This window comes from Psychromonas aquatilis, assembly GCF_038155185.1.
GTDB classification, from domain to species: domain Bacteria; phylum Pseudomonadota; class Gammaproteobacteria; order Enterobacterales; family Psychromonadaceae; genus Psychromonas; species Psychromonas aquatilis.
In genome coordinates, this window is record NZ_JBAKAZ010000062.1 from 1 (window position 1) to 16,064 (window position 16,064).

Sequence of the window (16,064 nt, forward strand, 5' to 3'; positions counted from 1 at the left end):
CTTCGGGGCGGTGACTTTAGTCTCCCTGCTTGCATCAAAGCAAAAACCAAAAAAAACGTCATTTAAGTAAAATGCAACAAGGTAAAGAGCGAAGTGCTTGGTTTTATTGATTGCACCTACAAGGGAAGCTGAAGCCACCGCCCCAAAGTCAAAACAAGGTTTCTGAAAAGGAGTCGCAGAGCTTCTCAGCTGGCGCTTAATTCACCCATCGCTCCAAAGTCAAAGCAAGGTTCCTGAAAGTGAGTAGCACTAGCGTTAATAAATGGGTGAGTATCTATCTAAGCGGAGTATTGATGTTCGCTTCGGGGCGGTGACTTTAGTCTCCCTGCTTGCGTCAAAGTAAAAAACCAAAACAAACGTCATCTAAGTAAAATGCTACAAGGTAAAGAGCGAAGTACTTTGTTTTATTGACTGCATCTATAAGGGAGGCTAAAAAAGAAGCCGCAGAGCTTCTTCGCTCATGATACTAAGCTGGCGCTTAATTCGTCCATCGCTCCAAAGTCAAAGCAAGGTTACTGAAAGTGAGTAAACCTAGCGTTAAGAAATGGGTGAATAACTATCTAAGCGAAGGCCTCGAAGGGTGAAAAGTATGTGCTTTAGGGATTGGATGAAACTGACTAGTTAATTTTACAGATTGGTATTATATTGTTGATCATTATCGCTAAGCCATTATTTTTTGGTGAGGTTACTGATGAGCCTCAATTAAATACTAGGGTGAACAGTTAATCGGGTTATAATTATAAAAACGTAAATATAAAAGGCTTACTTGTATGGCTAACCATGCTTATAATCGCCTAATTTAAAATTCAAATGGAGAATCGCATGGACAATAACTTTGAAGGGTTTGTTGCTCAACTTACAGAGAAAAAAACAGTCCCATTAGCAGTCTTTTTTTATCAGGCTGAATTACATTTGGTGGAACAATTAAAAAACTATTTAGGCGTTGAACAAACTAAAGACGTTAGTTTTTTTTTGTTGGTTGAACAAGCTAAAAAAATAAAAAATGAAGATACAAATAAACATTTTTGGAATGCATTATTAGCATTTAATCAAGTTAGCTTTAAACCTACTAGTAAGAATAAACAGCATTGGTTGCGTTTTGTTAATATTATTGAATCTTTGCAAGGTTATGCTGGTAGTCAGCTATTTGATGCAAACTCAATCAAATTAAAACGTCAACATCGTCTATTTTTTGCTTATATGTTGGCTTGGGAACACCTATATTATCTCGCAGGCAATGATGATGAATATAGTCCAAGTAGTGTTATTTTAAATACCTATTCAAGTGCACATACTGAAGAAGACCATATTGAGACTGTAGCGTGTAGTGATCAGGATTGTTGTAATACTTCCCATGCTCACTAAAAGAAACAATATAGATAAAATGAAAGGTCCCGAATATAAGGGACTTTTTAATTATACTAGCGGGTTATATTAGGTGTTAACAGATGAATAAGTCCAGCTGTCCTTTTTGTTTGCAAGAGAACCAATGCACTAGTGATATCACTTGTTGGTGTGCAAAGGAGCTCATATCCAGTCAATTAGTTGCGCTAGTCCCGGAACACTTAAAACATAAAACCTGCATTTGCTATCGTTGTGTGGTTAGTTTTAATCTAGATCCTGCTGCTTTTATAGCAAAAATAAACAGGTCTTAAATATTTACTGGAAACGTTGCTCAATAGTCGCTGCTGAATTACCACTTTTATCTTCTAAATTAATATCTGCACCACGTTCAATTAATAAGCTACGAAGTGTTTCTCGCCCAAATAGACTGGCATACATGACTGCTGTTTGGCCGGCTTTGTTTTGTTGGTTTTCATCGCAATCTTCAGACATTAATGTTCGTGCAATCCCAATCTCTCCTCTAAATACTGCGGCCATCAATGCGGTATTACCTTTATTATCCTGTGCACAGACATTGGCACCGTGATTGATTAAGGTATCGACGATTTCTTTTCTACCATTATAAGTTGCAATCATTAACGCGGTGTAACCTTTATTATTTTTAATATCTACGGGTAAACCTGAGTTTAAAAATTCAGTAATGACTTCGCTGTCGCCGGTTCTCGCTGCTGCGTAGAAGTAGGGCATTAATACGTCATATTGTGTTGTTTCAGTTGTTTCTTCTGCTATCGCTTGGTTGAATGTTGAAGCGATAACTAAAAACATAAAATAAGTAAATTTATTAGCTAACCAACTTTTATTGATGTGCTGCTTGGCGGTAGTTAAGGGTTTAATATGATTCATCTATTACCTCGAATTGCGTGAGTGTTATACCAATTACGTTAAATAAATGATCTAAATTTTGTGCAGGAAAAATGACTGAGTTCAAGGCGTAATTTGAGCCTTTCGTCGATTAACTTCGTTAATAGTCTATCGGAGAATTAACGATAAGATGTTAATGCTTTAATAGTTGTTCTATTTGCGAAAATGACAACGACGAAATAAGTTATTTTAACAAGTAAAATAGATTAGTTAATTATCGTGATTGGTATTATTAGATAGGTGAGGCGATTATTCTCCTCACCTATCTTTCAGCACATGTACTTATAGTGTTTCAGCAATTGCTTTTACTTTTTCTAAGTCACCGTTAACTGCTTTTGTTAAACGAGTACCGTATTCACTATCTGCTTTGTAAAAGTGACTTAACATTTTATGTTGAGTCTCTTTATTAGTCACAGCGCCCAAATCACCAGATAAGTTACGAATTAAGTTGCTACGCTCTTGCTCTGAAAAGGCACGGTAAACTTCACCTGCTTGTGCAAAATCTAACGTTTTATTAATTATTTTTTGTTGAACATGGCCCGTTAGTGGCGTTTCACTATGACGTGCTTGTTTATCTTCCGTCACTTTTTCGTAATTTGGTTGGTAGTTAATATCTGATTTTGTATTACCAACATTACCCACACCACCTTGGTTATAATTAAATACAGTTACTTTCGGGCGATTAATCGGAAGTTGTTGGTGATTAGCACCTAAACGGTAAAGCTGTGTATCAGCGTATGAAAAGATACGGCCTTGTAATAGTCTATCTTCAGAAGGCTCAATACCAGGAATCAGGTTAGCTGGTGCCATGGCAACTTGCTCTGTTTCTTGGAAGAAATTATCAGGTATACGATTCAGTGTCATCGTACCTACTTTCGTTTCTTTAATATTAGTCCACGCTTTTGTTGCATCTAATGGGTTGTAAGCAAAGTTGTTTAACTCAGATGGCGCCATTGTTTTAATGTATAAATCCCACTTAGGAAAGTTACCTTGTGCAATGTTGTCATATAAATCACGAGTCATATGTTGTGTATCAGTTGACTGAACTGCTTTCACTTGATCTGCATCTAGGTTGTTAATACCTTGCTGACTTTTCCAATGGAATTTCACGTAATTTACGTCACCATCATCATTGATCATCTTATACGCATGAACACCAAAACCATCCATTTCACGGTAGCTTGCAGGTGTACCATTATCACTGAATACACGAGTTAACATGCTTGTTGAGCCTGGCTCATTAGAAAAGAAATCAAAGAAACGGTTTGGATCTTGAATATTTGTTACTGGCGACGGTTTTAATGAATGCACCATGTCTGGGAACTTGATCGCATCACGAATAAAGAATACAGGTAGGTTAATCCCAACTAAATCCCAGTTGCCTTCATCACTGTAAAACTTAGTGGCAAAGCCTCTTGGGTCACGCAATGTTTCAGGGCTACCTAAAGGGTGGATCACAGAAGAAAAGCGAACAAAAACAGGTGTTTCCTTTCCTTTGCTTTCAAAAGGCGCAGCGGTTGTAATATCGCTGTAATCAGTAGATGCAACAAAAACACCATGTGCACCGGTTCCGCGTGCATGCACTACTCGCTCTGGTATACGTTCACGAGCAAATCGCTGTAATTTTTGGATAAGATGAACATCTTCCAATAATACACTGCCATTCCCGCCAGCAGTGAGTGAGTTTTGGTTATCGCCTACAGGCGCGCCATTATCTTTAGTTAGTACCTCTGCACTAACACTAAAAATAGTTGCAAGTCCTAACGCTGGTATTAATACATTACGTGTTTTTTTCATAGTCATTCCCACTTTACGGTTTTGTTTTTAATTTGTGCTGGGATAATAGGGCTAAAAATAAAAAAAGGATAAACGTTTAAACTTTAGTTTTTGATAGGAAAAAACTATTTCATAAATGTATTGGTTATTGATGATATTTAGGTGCTGATAACATCAGGATTTATATTTATTTTAATCGGGCTGTTTGAAGTTGAATGCTATCAACATATTGAGTTAGTAAGATAAAATCAGACTTATATTGGTTAAAACACTTTCTGCGATTATAATTCGATAAACAGCTAAAATATAAAACACTTAAGAAACAATGAGATAATTTTATTTTATTGCATTTATTTTTAGGTGTTATTTTTTTATGTGATTTACAACTAGTTAAGCTATAATTTCGCCGCTTTGCAGTGCCATAGCAATGTTTAACCCCAATGGAATACCGAGAAAAGAATGCCAAAACGTGATTGTTATGAAGTCTTAGGTGTAAGTAAAAACGCATCTGAACAAGAGATTAAAAAAGCCTATAAAAAATTGGCGATGAAATATCATCCGGATAGAAACCCTGATAACCCGGTTGCACAAGAAAAATTTCGTGAAGTTAAAGAAGCCTACGAAATATTAGGGGAGCCTGAAAAGCGTGAGCAATATGATCATTATGGTCATGACGCTTTTGAAAATGGTCAACCACGTGGACAAGGCGGATTTGGACAGGGTGGTTTCGGTGGCGGAGCTGACTTTGGTGATATATTTGGCGATATGTTTGGTCAACGCCAACAAGCTCAGCGACAACAACGACCACAGCCTCAAAAAGGTACAGATATTATTTTACAGGTTGAGTTAACCTTAGAAGAGTCTATTGATGGTTGTGTAAAAGAAGTACGTTTACCCAATACCAGCAACCCATTATCAGTGACAATTCCAGCTGGTATTAACAAAGGTCAGCGAGTGCGCGTTGCAGGTCAAGGTAATCCGGGTACATTAGGCGCCGGACGTGGTGACTTGTTTGTTGAAATTGATCTGATTGAACATGAACACTTTACCCGTAAAGGGAATGACTTATATTGTGATTTAGTGACTAACTTTGTAACGGCTACCATTGGCGGAAGCGCGAAAGCAACGACGCTAAGTGGTTACATTAACTTAAAAATCCCTGCTGGGACACAAGTTGGCCGTAAGTTTAGAATTAAAGGTCGTGGCATTAAGTCAGTTAAAAGCGATCAAGTTGGTGATCTAATTTATACTGTCGTCATCCCAACCCCAACTGAAGTAACAGAAGAGCAACATAAACTGTTAACTGAATTAGCAGCATTAATGGAGTAGAGAGTTGATTAGAGCAGCGATACAATTAATTAGAGATTATTGGGTTTTATTATCTCTATTATTACTAACTTTAATCGTTGTCTTATCGTTAACACCATTAAGTAAATTACCCTCAATAAGTGGAAGCGATAAAGTTCATCATTTTATCGCTTACTCTGTGCTTTCATTACCATTAATGTTGAAAAAGCCTCGATACTGGTTTGCCGTTCTACTGATATTTACCGTATTAAGTGGTGCGATTGAAGTTATTCAACCTTATACTAGTCGTTATGGCGATTGGCTCGATTTATATACGAATATCGGTGGTCTATTTTGTGGAAGTATACTCGCTTATTTTATTAATTGGTGTTCACCAGCGCCGAGACTTATTATTAACAACCAATAGAAAAGGTTTATTTTGAATAAAAATCACTGTGTCGTTATCGCAATTGCAGGAGCTTCAGCTTCAGGGAAAAGTTTAATTGCACACACCATTTGTAATGAACTGCGCCAAGAGATGGGTACAGATCAAATAGGGATGATTTCAGAAGATGCGTACTACAAAGACCAATCTCACATGGCTATGGAAGAACGCATTCAAACAAATTACGATCATCCAAAAGCATTTGATCATCAACTGCTAAGTGATCATATTCAAGCATTACAAAATAATCAATCAGTTGAAATTCCTGTATACAGTTACACTGAACATACCCGTACTGACGAAGTGATTAATTTATCACCTAAAAAGATTATTATCGTAGAGGGGATTTTACTGCTAACCGACCCTAAACTACGAGAGCAAATTGATGCAAGTGTGTTTATTGATACGCCACTTGATATCTGTTTAATGCGTCGTTTAACACGTGATATCTCAGAGCGTGGTAGAACCATGGATTCTGTTATAGAGCAGTACAAACAAATGGTTCGTCCTATGTTCTTGCAGTTTATTGAACCTTCTAAACAATATGCTGATATCATTATTCCGCGTGGTGGTAAAAACAGAATTGCCACGGATATTTTGAAAACACGTATTAAGTACTTACTGAAAAAATAACAAATGATAGGTGCCTAGCCTAAACTTTGTGATAGTCAGTATCAGACAACATAAATTAATTAACAGCTTGTTTGATTCATTTATGTTGTCTTTAAACATTAACGCTAAGCTGATAACTTAGCGTTTTACAATCTATTATCTACCTGTACAATAAAATCTCTCAGCAGATTAACACGCAAGTCACTGCTATTTATTATATCGCGATGATATAAAGTGGCTGAGTGGGTAATTACAATCGGCGCTTGATATCGTTCGCTCTATTTATATAGGTGAACCCATGTCTAATACTCTTTGGATTAAGAATCCGCTTTCTATTTTTACTGCTAATCAACAAGATGCAAGCAATGGTATTGTCATTAAAGACGGTATTATTATTGAACTTGTGGCTAAAAATAAGCAACCTAAACATGCCATTGATACTATTTTTGACGCAAGCCACAGGTTGTTTTACCGGGATTAATCAATACTCATCATCATCTCTACCAAACCCTTACCCGCGCTTTTCCGCCTGCTTTAAATAAACGTTTATTTCCTTGGTTACAGTCCTTGTATCCTGTTTGGGCAAAACTACAACCAGAAATGTTACATGCCGCGACAGAGTTGGGCTTATCTGAGCTATTACTCTCAGGTTGTACTCTGGTGGCAGATCATCATTATCTTTTTCCACAAGCTTTAACGGAAGCAATTGATATTCAAGTCTCGGCGGCCAGTAAAATCGGTAATCGTGTGATGTTAACGCGTGGTTCGATGAGCTTAGGTGAGGAAGATGGTGGTTTACCCCCGCAATCAACAGTACAAAATGATGCGGTGATTTTGGATGATTGCCAGCGTGTTATTAAGCAATTTCATCAACAAGGAAATGGGGCAATGGTACAAGTCGCACTTGCGCCATGTTCGCCGTTTTCTGTGACTACTGATTTAATGCAAGAGACGGCCAAATTAGGCCGAGAATATGGGGTTCGTTTACATACTCATTTAGCGGAAACAGAAGATGAAAATAACTTTTGTTTAAAAACCTTTGGGTTACGTCCACTTGACTATTTAGAGTCGGTTGGTTGGTTATCATCAGATGTGTGGTTGGCACATGGCATTCATTTTAACGATCAAGAGGTAAAACGCTTGGGTCAAGCTAAAGTGGGTATCGCACATTGTCCATCTTCTAATATGGTGTTGGCTTCCGGGATATGTAGAACCAAAGAGTTACAAGCGGCTGGTGCTAAAATCGGATTAGGTGTCGATGGTTCAGCATCAAATGATGGGTCAAATATGATTCAAGAAGTCCGCCAAGCTTTGTTAATTAATCGCTTACGTTACCAAGCGGATCAAGTCAGTCACCTTGATGCATTATATTGGGCAACAAAAGGGTCTGCAGCGGTGTTAGGACGTGACGATCTTGGGGAATTAGCGGTAGGGAAACAAGCTGATATTGCAATGTTTAACCTAGACGAAGCTCGTTTTTCCGGGGCGCATGATCCTTTGGCGGCATTAGTTTTATGTGGTGCACATCAAGCAAGTCATGTGATGGTTGCTGGTAAATGGAAAGTACAGGGCGGAATATTAGTCGACAGTGACCTTAATGAAATTCAATCCCGACATCGCGCAGCAGCAAGTAAGTTGGTTTTGTAATTATCTAACCAGACGCTAGGTTTTTAATACAGAGATACAGCAGTGATCTCTGTGTGACTTAATCTGATGATCCTCTTTTTAAAAAGCGCTTTCTGGTTTATGGAAGGCGCTTTAAGCAATTATTTTTGTTTAACTTTTGCAGATTTTGACGGGACTCATTAAACAAACATTTCATTGTTTACACAAATAATCACTATCGATAAAAATACAGCTCAAAATTCATAGGGATAATCAAGTTTATTAGGTATAATGCGAACTATTTTATACAACAATTGTTTGAGAGCGTTTATGTTCAGTTATTTTATCCCCACCGCGAAAGGCCTTGCCCCTTTATTAGAAGTAGAACTTAAAGATCTTGGTATCGAAAATACCAAGCAAATTGCTGGTGGTGTTAGCTTCGACGGTTCATTAGAGCAAGGTTACCAAGTTTGTTTATGGTCGCGTTTTGCATCTCGCGTTTTACTTAAGCTAAGTGAATTCAAAGTTATTGATCCAATGGACCTTTATTTAGGTTGTAGCAATATTCCTTGGGAAACACATTTTGATGTTGATAAAACTTTCTCAATTGACTTCTCTGGTAGCAATGACGAAATTCGTAATACCCAGTTTGGTGCCTTAAAAATTAAAGACGCGATTGTTGACCGTTTCCGCAAGAAGTTTGACGAGCGTCCAAATGTTGAAAAGCGCGATGCTGATATCCGTTTTAATGGCCGTTTATTTAAAGATAAAGCGTCAATTTACATTGATCTTTCAGGTTCACCATTACACTTACGTGGCTACCGTACTATTGCTGGTGAAGCACCGTTACGTGAAACTTTAGCTGCGGGTATCATTAAACGCAGTGGTTGGAAAGGTGAAGCTATCTTAGACCCAATGTGTGGTTCTGGTACGTTAGTTATTGAAGCTGCCATGATGTCATTAAATATTGCACCAGGTTCATTACGTGACAAATTTGGTTTTGAGCAGTGGAAAAAGCACGATGTTGAAATGTGGCAAACACTAAAAACATCGGCACAGGTTTATGGTAAACGTGCAGTAAAAGATTGTGATGCGCGTTTTTACGCTTCTGATTTAAGCAAAGATATGATCAGTATTGCTCGTCAAAATGCACAACGTGCAGGCGTAGCAGAGCTCATTGAATTTAGCGTGCAAGATGCTAAAAAAGTATTACCGCCTGAAGAATTAAGTACTGGTATGTTAATTTCAAACCCACCGTATGGTGAGCGTTTGGGTGGTTTTAGTGACACTATCAGCTTGTATACTGAACTTGGGCATCACTTTAAAGATGCTTTTGCAGGTTGGAATTTAAGCATGTTTGCTATGGATACTGAACTATTAAGTTGTTTAGGTATGCGAGCAGGGCGTAGCTACAAATTCTTCAATGGCCCAATTGAATGTGTGTTAAAAAATTACCGTATCTCGCCAAAGCGCAACGTTGAAAAAGTGGAAGCTGTTGAGCCTAAAGCGAAACCAAAGGCACAAACGGCACAACCTGTTTTCAAAGAATCGACAGAAGATAATCCATGGGGTTCAATTGCACCTGCACAAGAATTTCCAATGGCAGAAGAATCAGAATCTGAATTAGTATTTAAAGAAGTTAAACAGATTAAACCTGCCATATACGCTGAAGATTTTGCTAACCGTTTATTAAAAAATATGAAACGTTTAGATAAATGGGCGAAGCGTGAAAATGTACAATGTTACCGTTTATATGATGCAGACTTACCTGAATATAACGTAGCAATTGATCGCTATAATGAATACCTTATCATTCAAGAATACCGCGCACCTAAAGAGATTGATGCGCAAAAAGTACGCCGTCGTTTTCTTGATATCGTATCAACAACGCGTTACTTATTAGACCTAACGGATGATCAATTGATCATTAAAGTACGTGAGCGTCAAAAAGGTCGTCAACAGTATGAAAAGTTAGACAGTAAAAAACAACGTTTAGTGGTGCAAGAAGGGCCAGCAAAAATCATTGTTAATTTACAAGATTACTTGGATACAGGTTTATTCTTAGATCATCGTCCTACACGTTTACGTATTGGTAAAATGGCGCAAGGTAAAGATTTCTTAAACCTATTCTGTTATACAGCAACGGCTTCAGTTCATGCTGCATTAGGCGGTGCTAAGTCGACAACCAGTGTTGATATGTCTAATACTTACCTTAACTGGGGTCAAGAAAACTTCACTGAAAATGGTATTCAAGGTAAACATGAATTCATTCAGCAAGATTGTATTAAATGGTTACAACACGCACATGAAATGTATGACTTGATCTTCATTGATCCACCAACGTTTTCAAACTCGAAGCGTATGAGCGACGTATTTGATGTACAAGACGATCACGTTGCTTTATTAACATCGGCAAGCGAGCGTGTTAATCCAAAGGGGGAGATTATCTTCTCTAACAATAAACGTGGATTTAAGCTTGATATTGAAGCTATCAAAGCGTTAGGCTTTTATGTGAAAGATATCAGTAAAGCTTCTATTCCTGAAGACTTTAAAGGTAACGATAAAATACATCAATGTTGGTTATTAACAAAACGTGATTAATCAATGCATTATCTAATATTGATAAGGTTTTCTGAGTGAAAACGATTTAGATAAGCTAGTGGTGCTATATAAAGACACCACATTCATTATTAGACAATCAAAAAAGGCCAATATTTACATTGGCCTTTTGTACATTTTAATAAAAAAATTTTGACGGTTTAACCCAAATTTAACCCGTAACATATTATTATGTCGGCCGGTTAACTATCCATAAATTGTTTAGTGCGCTGACATATCACCTAAAAGAAAAGAGTGGACTAACGTGGCATTATTAACATTACATAACGCAGAATTAGCCTTTGGTGGCGGTGCATTATTAAATAAATCGGACATGGTCATTGAAGCAAACGAGCGTGTTTGTTTAGTTGGCCGTAATGGCGCAGGAAAATCAACGCTATTAAAAGTATTAGATGGGCGTATTCAGTTAGATGATGGGTCGTTATTAATTAATAATGACGTAAAAATTGCACGACTAGAGCAAGATCCACCGACTGCAAATACCATGAGTGCCTATGAATTTGTTGCATCAGGTATGGAAAACGCAGGTAAAGTATTAAGCCAATACCATGAACAATTAAATGTTATAGCAGAAGACTGTAGCGAAAAAGCGCTAAATAAATTACAAAAATTACAAGAGCAAGTAGATCAGTTAGATGCATGGCAACTTGATTCTAAAATCAAACAGATTTTAGACCGTCTTGCGATTGATCCAGAGATAACGCTTGACCAACTTTCTGGTGGTTGGTTACGTAAAGTCGCGTTGGCAAAAGCCTTAGTGAATGACCCGGATTTATTGTTACTTGATGAACCGACCAATCACCTGGATGTCGGTACAATTGAGTGGTTAGAGCAATTTCTCATGTCATTTCAAGGTTCGATTGTTTTTATCAGTCATGACCGTGAATTTATTCGTCGCTTAGCGACACGTATCGTTGATATTGACCGTGGTAAATTAAGCTCATGGCCTGGCGGTTACGAAGATTACTTAGTGGCAAAAGAAGAAGCATTACGTATTGAAGAAGAACAAAATGCAGAGTTTGACCGCAAATTAGCCATTGAAGAAACTTGGATAAGACAAGGTATTAAAGCACGTCGAACCCGTAATGAAGGGCGAGTACGCGCATTAAAATCATTACGTCAAGAGCGTTCAGAACGTACCACTGTTCAAGGTAAAGCTAAAATTGTTGTCGATGAAGCTGCGCGCTCAGGTAAAATTATTTTTGAAACTGAAGGGCTAACTTACAGCTATGAAGACTTGCGTATCGTTCGTGATTTCTCAACAACGATTATGCGTGGCGATAAAATTGCATTAGTGGGACGCAATGGTTGTGGTAAAAGTACCGTACTTAAACTGCTATTAGGTGATATTGAACCTGATCAAGGAACGGTAAAATGCGGTACTAAGTTAGAAGTCGCTTATTTTGATCAGTATCGTGATGCATTAGACCCTGAAAAAACCGTTGTTGACAATCTAGCTGAAGGTAAGCAAGAAGTTGAAATTAATGGCAACAAGCGCCATGTTTTAGGTTATTTACAAGACTTTTTATTCCACCCTGACAGAGCAAGAACACCTGTTAAAGCCTTGTCTGGTGGTGAGAAGAATCGTCTTTTATTAGCGAAAATATTTTTAAAACCAAGTAATTTCTTAATCTTAGATGAACCGACCAATGATTTGGATGTCGAAACGCTAGAATTGTTGGAAGAGCTATTAGCTAATTATCAAGGTACCTTGTTATTAGTAAGCCATGACCGTAGTTTTGTTGATAATACGGTAACACATACTTGGTTCTTTGATGGTAATGGTAATATTCAGCAATTTGTTGGTGGATACAGTGATGCAAGTCGTCATAAACAACAAAGTGAAGTTGCTAAAGCACCTAAAGAAGCTAAGCCTGCGCCTAAAGTTGAAAAAACAGAAGCGAAGCCAGTGGCTAAAACCACTAAAAAGAAAAAACTGTCTTATAAGTTACAACTTGAACTAGATGGTTTACCTGCATTATTAGAACAATTAGAAGAAAAAGTAGAAGAGTTACAGGAAACAATTAATACACCTGAATTTTTTACTAAAGATAAACAAGAAGCCGATAAATTTCTTGCTTTGTTAGCAGAAACTGAAGAACAACTTGAAACTGCTTTCGCACGCTGGGAAGAATTAGATGAGTTACAAAACGGAGAATAATACTCAATGAAATACACAGTCAATTTATCCATTATTGCATTACTTTCAACCGGTAGTGCATGGGCTGCAACCACTGCGCCTTATTATGAGTATGAAATTTTATCTGTTGATACAACTGGTAGTAATTATGGACCTTATCCTTCAGGTTTGACAGAAGATGGGGACACATACAGTGTTTATGCAACTAAGTCTAAACTAGATCAGAACACAGATAGTGGTTTACCTTATACTTTTAACCAAGATTGTTTTTATGATGATGAAGTCTGTGCGCTGCTTTATGAGGGGAGTGATAGCTCAACCGAATTAAGTTACGAAAATGCCTATGAAGCATGGCGTACTGCTTCAGCATATATCGATCAAGGAATCTTAGATGCTGAAAGCTACTTCTTTGGTGCAACTAATAATGTTGCCGTGACTGGCTTTGGTGATGATACTGATGTGAGTGTCACTGATGTTGTTAACTTGGATTCTGTTCCCTTTGCCGTTGGTTATGGTTCAGCACCTTATTCAGATTCAGATTCAAGCAGAACACGAGAGTTTGTTCGTCGTGGATTTATCACAGGTGCAAGTACCAGTGATGCAACTATCTCATTATTACCTGATTTTTATGGCGATTCTGATGACGATGTTGATTCTGGTTATGATGGTGGTTACAGCAGCGCTTACAAAATGCGTGAAGTGACTTACGAAGATGGAACCAGTAAAACATTAGTTGTTGGTAATTCAAGCATGTCTTGGGCTGATGGTGATGATGAGCTATTCGATCGTTGTTATAACGAAGGTGATGACGGAGATGAAGATGATCTAGGTTACCTTCTTTACTGTCCTGGTTTTGATACACAGGCATGGGCTTGGGAATACGATAGCGCAAGCTCAGAGACTGAGTTAACTGGTTTTGCATTAGCCACTGAATGGTTAGATGACAACGAAACAAATGATGGCAGTAATGCCACATACAGTGCTGCTGCATTAGATATTAACAGTTCAGGTATTGCTGTTGGTGTATCAACCTATGAATATAATAACAATAACTTCGGTGGTCACCAACGCGCCATTATCATGACGCCTGATGATAATGGAAACTATGGTGCGCCGACTGAATTAACTGCTGCGACAGATGATATTAGTGATCAAGAAGACTCAATTTACAACACCTGGGCAAAAACAATCACTGATGATAACTTAGTGATGGGTAATCGTGAATATTCGACAGCAAAAGGGCGTAACTTCCCGAACGAAATGTTTATCTATGATATTGATAATGACTCAATTACTTTTCCTTTCTTAGATAAAAAAGTGTTAACAACTGAGCAGCGTTTAGATGGTGAAAGTGCTTCGTTTAGTGGCGCAGGCAGTGAAGGCTATGATATGAATAACAATGGTTTAGTTGTTGGCAAAGTCGATGCTTACGATGAAACTGATCCTGTTGTTGGTAGTATTCCACGTACACAAAGTGCATTTTTATACGATAATACGAGCGGAGACAGCTGGTATATTGATGACCTGTTATGTTCTGAAGATGCAGATGGTGTTGTAACACATCCATTAATTCGTCTTCAAAGCGCGACGGCGATTAACGATGATGGCGTAGTGATTGCTGAAGGTTACCAATACAGCACTGATGAGGACTATAATTTAAGTGTTAATGCGACATCAATTCTTGTTAAATTAACGCCTGATGCAAGTTCAACGCCTGATGACAGTCCAAACTGTTGGGAGTCTGAGACTTTATCTTCAGAAGATGAAACCTCTGAGCGTAGTGGCGGTGCAAGTGTGTGGTTATGGTTATTTGCTTTACCGGTATTACTATTACGTAGAAAAAAATCTAACAGCTAGTTAATACACTCTAAGTGATTTATTTATAAAGGCTTATCTACAAATGTAGATAAGCCTTTTTTGTTTTTATGTAAAAAATATGGCCGATGTAATTAAAGTGTCACAATTAAACGGCATATTAAGCACCATCGCTACGGAGCGTAATAAATATTTTGTTAACGAATTAACGAATTAACGAATTAACGAATTAATGAAATACAAATCAAATAAATTAACTAAGTAGAAAATGGAGTTTTGAATGAAACTTAAAATGTTAGCAGCAGTTACTTTAAGTACTGCATCATTAGTATCAACGTCTGCACTTGCAGCTGATTTACATACTTATGAAAAAGTAAGTGGTATTTCAGGTAACCTTTCATCTGTTGGTTCTGATACATTAGCAAACATGATGACTTTCTGGGCTGAAGAATTTAAAGATTTTTATCCAAACATTAACATCCAAGTTCAAGCTGCAGGCTCTTCAACTGCTCCACCTGCATTAACAGAAGGTACTTCACAATTCGGTCCAATGAGCCGTCGCATGAAGTCTAAAGAAATCGAAGCATTTGAAAAACGTTACGGTTATAAGCCAACTGAAGTACGTGTTGCTATCGATGCGTTAGCAGTATTTGTAAATAAAGATAACCCAATTGAAGGTATGTCAATTACACAAGTTGATTCTATTTTCTCTTCAACACAAAAATGTGGTGCTGATAAAAATGCAACACGTTGGTCTGACCTTGGTCTAGATGGTAACTGGGCTGAGAAAGATATCCAATTATTTGGACGTAATTCAGTATCGGGCACTTACGGCTACTTTAAAGATAAAGCACTTTGTAAAGGTGACTTTAAAAACTCAGTAAATGAGCAACCGGGTTCTGCATCTGTAGTACAGTCAGTAGCTTCATCGCTTAACTCTGTTGGTTACTCTGGTATTGGTTACAAAGTAGCAGGCGTTCGTGCTGTACCGTTAGCGAAAAAAGGTACTGACTACGTTGAAGCATCAATGGAAAATGCAATCAGTGGTAAATACCCGCTATCTCGTTTCCTTTACGTTTACGTAAACAAAGCGCCAAACAAAGAGCTATCTCCACTACAAGCTGAGTTCATTAAGCTAATGCTTTCTAAACAAGGTCAATTAATCGTAGAAAAAGATGGTTACATTCCATTACCGCACGCGGTAGTTGAAAAAGAGTTTGAAAAACTAGGTCTATAATCCTGATTTCAAATGAATAAAAACAGCGCTTCAGGGCGCTGTTTTTGTTTGTAGCAAGGTGGCTAGTTGTGAGTAGTAATACCAATCTGTAAAATTAACTGGTCAGTTTTATCCAATCCCTAAAGCACATACTTTTCACTCTTCGAGGCCTCCGCTTAGATAGATACTCACCCATTTATTGTAGTGGTCTAATGATCTCGGACACCATTTAAGGGATGAACGTGGTGGAACTACGCCAACATCCAAAGCACTAACACCTGAGC

Annotated in this window: 11 protein-coding genes and 1 pseudogene; 10 read left to right on the forward strand and 2 right to left on the reverse strand. The window is 37.8% G+C overall.

Annotation, left to right across the window (positions count from 1 at the left end; all coding sequences use genetic code 11):
- Positions 1 to 822: 822 nt before the first annotated feature.
- Positions 823 to 1,365, forward strand: coding sequence for a hypothetical protein (locus V6256_RS13015; RefSeq protein WP_341598657.1), 543 nt, complete (start codon positions 823 to 825; stop codon positions 1,363 to 1,365).
- An 83-nt stretch (positions 1,366 to 1,448) separates the two neighbouring features.
- Entirely contained in the window at positions 1,449 to 1,655 is a 207-nt protein-coding gene (locus tag V6256_RS16450; RefSeq protein WP_424141067.1) for a cysteine-rich CWC family protein, read from the forward strand.
- A gap of 4 nt (positions 1,656 to 1,659) precedes the next feature.
- Here the strand turns inward: V6256_RS16450 and V6256_RS13020 are convergent, their stop codons facing one another.
- Both V6256_RS13020 and V6256_RS13025 read right to left on the reverse strand, forming a co-directional pair.
- Positions 1,660 to 2,247, reverse strand: a complete 588-nt coding sequence (locus tag V6256_RS13020; RefSeq protein ID WP_341598658.1) for an ankyrin repeat domain-containing protein — start codon at positions 2,245 to 2,247, stop codon at positions 1,660 to 1,662.
- Between the two features lie 300 nt (positions 2,248 to 2,547).
- The gene (locus tag V6256_RS13025; protein ID WP_341598659.1) at positions 2,548 to 4,062 is read right to left on the reverse strand and encodes a catalase; all 1,515 of its coding nucleotides are present in this window, start codon (positions 4,060 to 4,062) and stop codon (positions 2,548 to 2,550) included.
- Positions 4,063 to 4,500: 438 nt separating this feature from the next.
- On the opposite strand from V6256_RS13025, the gene V6256_RS13030 reads away from it, so the two are divergent.
- From V6256_RS13030 to V6256_RS13070, 8 genes and pseudogenes are all read left to right on the forward strand, one after another.
- Positions 4,501 to 5,370 (forward strand): DnaJ C-terminal domain-containing protein, encoded by an 870-nt coding sequence (locus tag V6256_RS13030; protein ID WP_341598660.1) that lies wholly within the window; start codon positions 4,501 to 4,503, stop codon positions 5,368 to 5,370.
- Positions 5,371 to 5,374: 4 nt separating this feature from the next.
- Entirely contained in the window at positions 5,375 to 5,755 is a 381-nt protein-coding gene (locus V6256_RS13035) for a VanZ family protein (protein WP_341598661.1), read from the forward strand.
- A 12-nt stretch (positions 5,756 to 5,767) separates the two neighbouring features.
- A complete protein-coding gene (gene udk / locus V6256_RS13040; protein WP_341598662.1) occupies positions 5,768 to 6,406 on the forward strand; it encodes a uridine kinase in 639 nt (212 codons plus the stop codon).
- A gap of 277 nt (positions 6,407 to 6,683) precedes the next feature.
- Positions 6,684 to 8,032 (forward strand): annotated as a pseudogene (locus V6256_RS13050) (8-oxoguanine deaminase).
- Positions 8,033 to 8,320: 288 nt separating this feature from the next.
- Positions 8,321 to 10,591 (forward strand): bifunctional 23S rRNA (guanine(2069)-N(7))-methyltransferase RlmK/23S rRNA (guanine(2445)-N(2))-methyltransferase RlmL, encoded by a 2,271-nt coding sequence (gene rlmKL / locus V6256_RS13055; protein ID WP_341598664.1) that lies wholly within the window; start codon positions 8,321 to 8,323, stop codon positions 10,589 to 10,591.
- A gap of 262 nt (positions 10,592 to 10,853) precedes the next feature.
- The gene (uup, locus tag V6256_RS13060) at positions 10,854 to 12,770 is read left to right on the forward strand and encodes an ATP-binding cassette ATPase Uup (RefSeq protein ID WP_341598665.1); all 1,917 of its coding nucleotides are present in this window, start codon (positions 10,854 to 10,856) and stop codon (positions 12,768 to 12,770) included.
- Between the two features lie 6 nt (positions 12,771 to 12,776).
- Positions 12,777 to 14,606 (forward strand): DUF3466 family protein, encoded by a 1,830-nt coding sequence (locus tag V6256_RS13065; RefSeq protein ID WP_341598666.1) that lies wholly within the window; start codon positions 12,777 to 12,779, stop codon positions 14,604 to 14,606.
- 238 nt (positions 14,607 to 14,844) lie between these two features.
- A complete protein-coding gene (locus V6256_RS13070) occupies positions 14,845 to 15,801 on the forward strand; it encodes a PstS family phosphate ABC transporter substrate-binding protein (protein WP_341598667.1) in 957 nt (318 codons plus the stop codon).
- The last annotated feature ends 263 nt before the right edge of the window (positions 15,802 to 16,064 follow it).

Coding starts and splice junctions, on each gene's coding strand:
- V6256_RS13015 (WP_341598657.1), top strand. CDS start 823: ATGGACAATAACTTTGAAGGGTTTGTTGCTCAACTTACAGAGAAAAAA.
- V6256_RS16450 (WP_424141067.1), top strand. CDS start 1,449: ATGAATAAGTCCAGCTGTCCTTTTTGTTTGCAAGAGAACCAATGCACT.
- V6256_RS13020 (WP_341598658.1), bottom strand. CDS start 2,247: ATGAATCATATTAAACCCTTAACTACCGCCAAGCAGCACATCAATAAA.
- V6256_RS13025 (WP_341598659.1), bottom strand. CDS start 4,062: ATGAAAAAAACACGTAATGTATTAATACCAGCGTTAGGACTTGCAACT.
- V6256_RS13030 (WP_341598660.1), top strand. CDS start 4,501: ATGCCAAAACGTGATTGTTATGAAGTCTTAGGTGTAAGTAAAAACGCA.
- rlmKL (WP_341598664.1), top strand. CDS start 8,321: ATGTTCAGTTATTTTATCCCCACCGCGAAAGGCCTTGCCCCTTTATTA.
- V6256_RS13065 (WP_341598666.1), top strand. CDS start 12,777: ATGAAATACACAGTCAATTTATCCATTATTGCATTACTTTCAACCGGT.
- V6256_RS13070 (WP_341598667.1), top strand. CDS start 14,845: ATGAAACTTAAAATGTTAGCAGCAGTTACTTTAAGTACTGCATCATTA.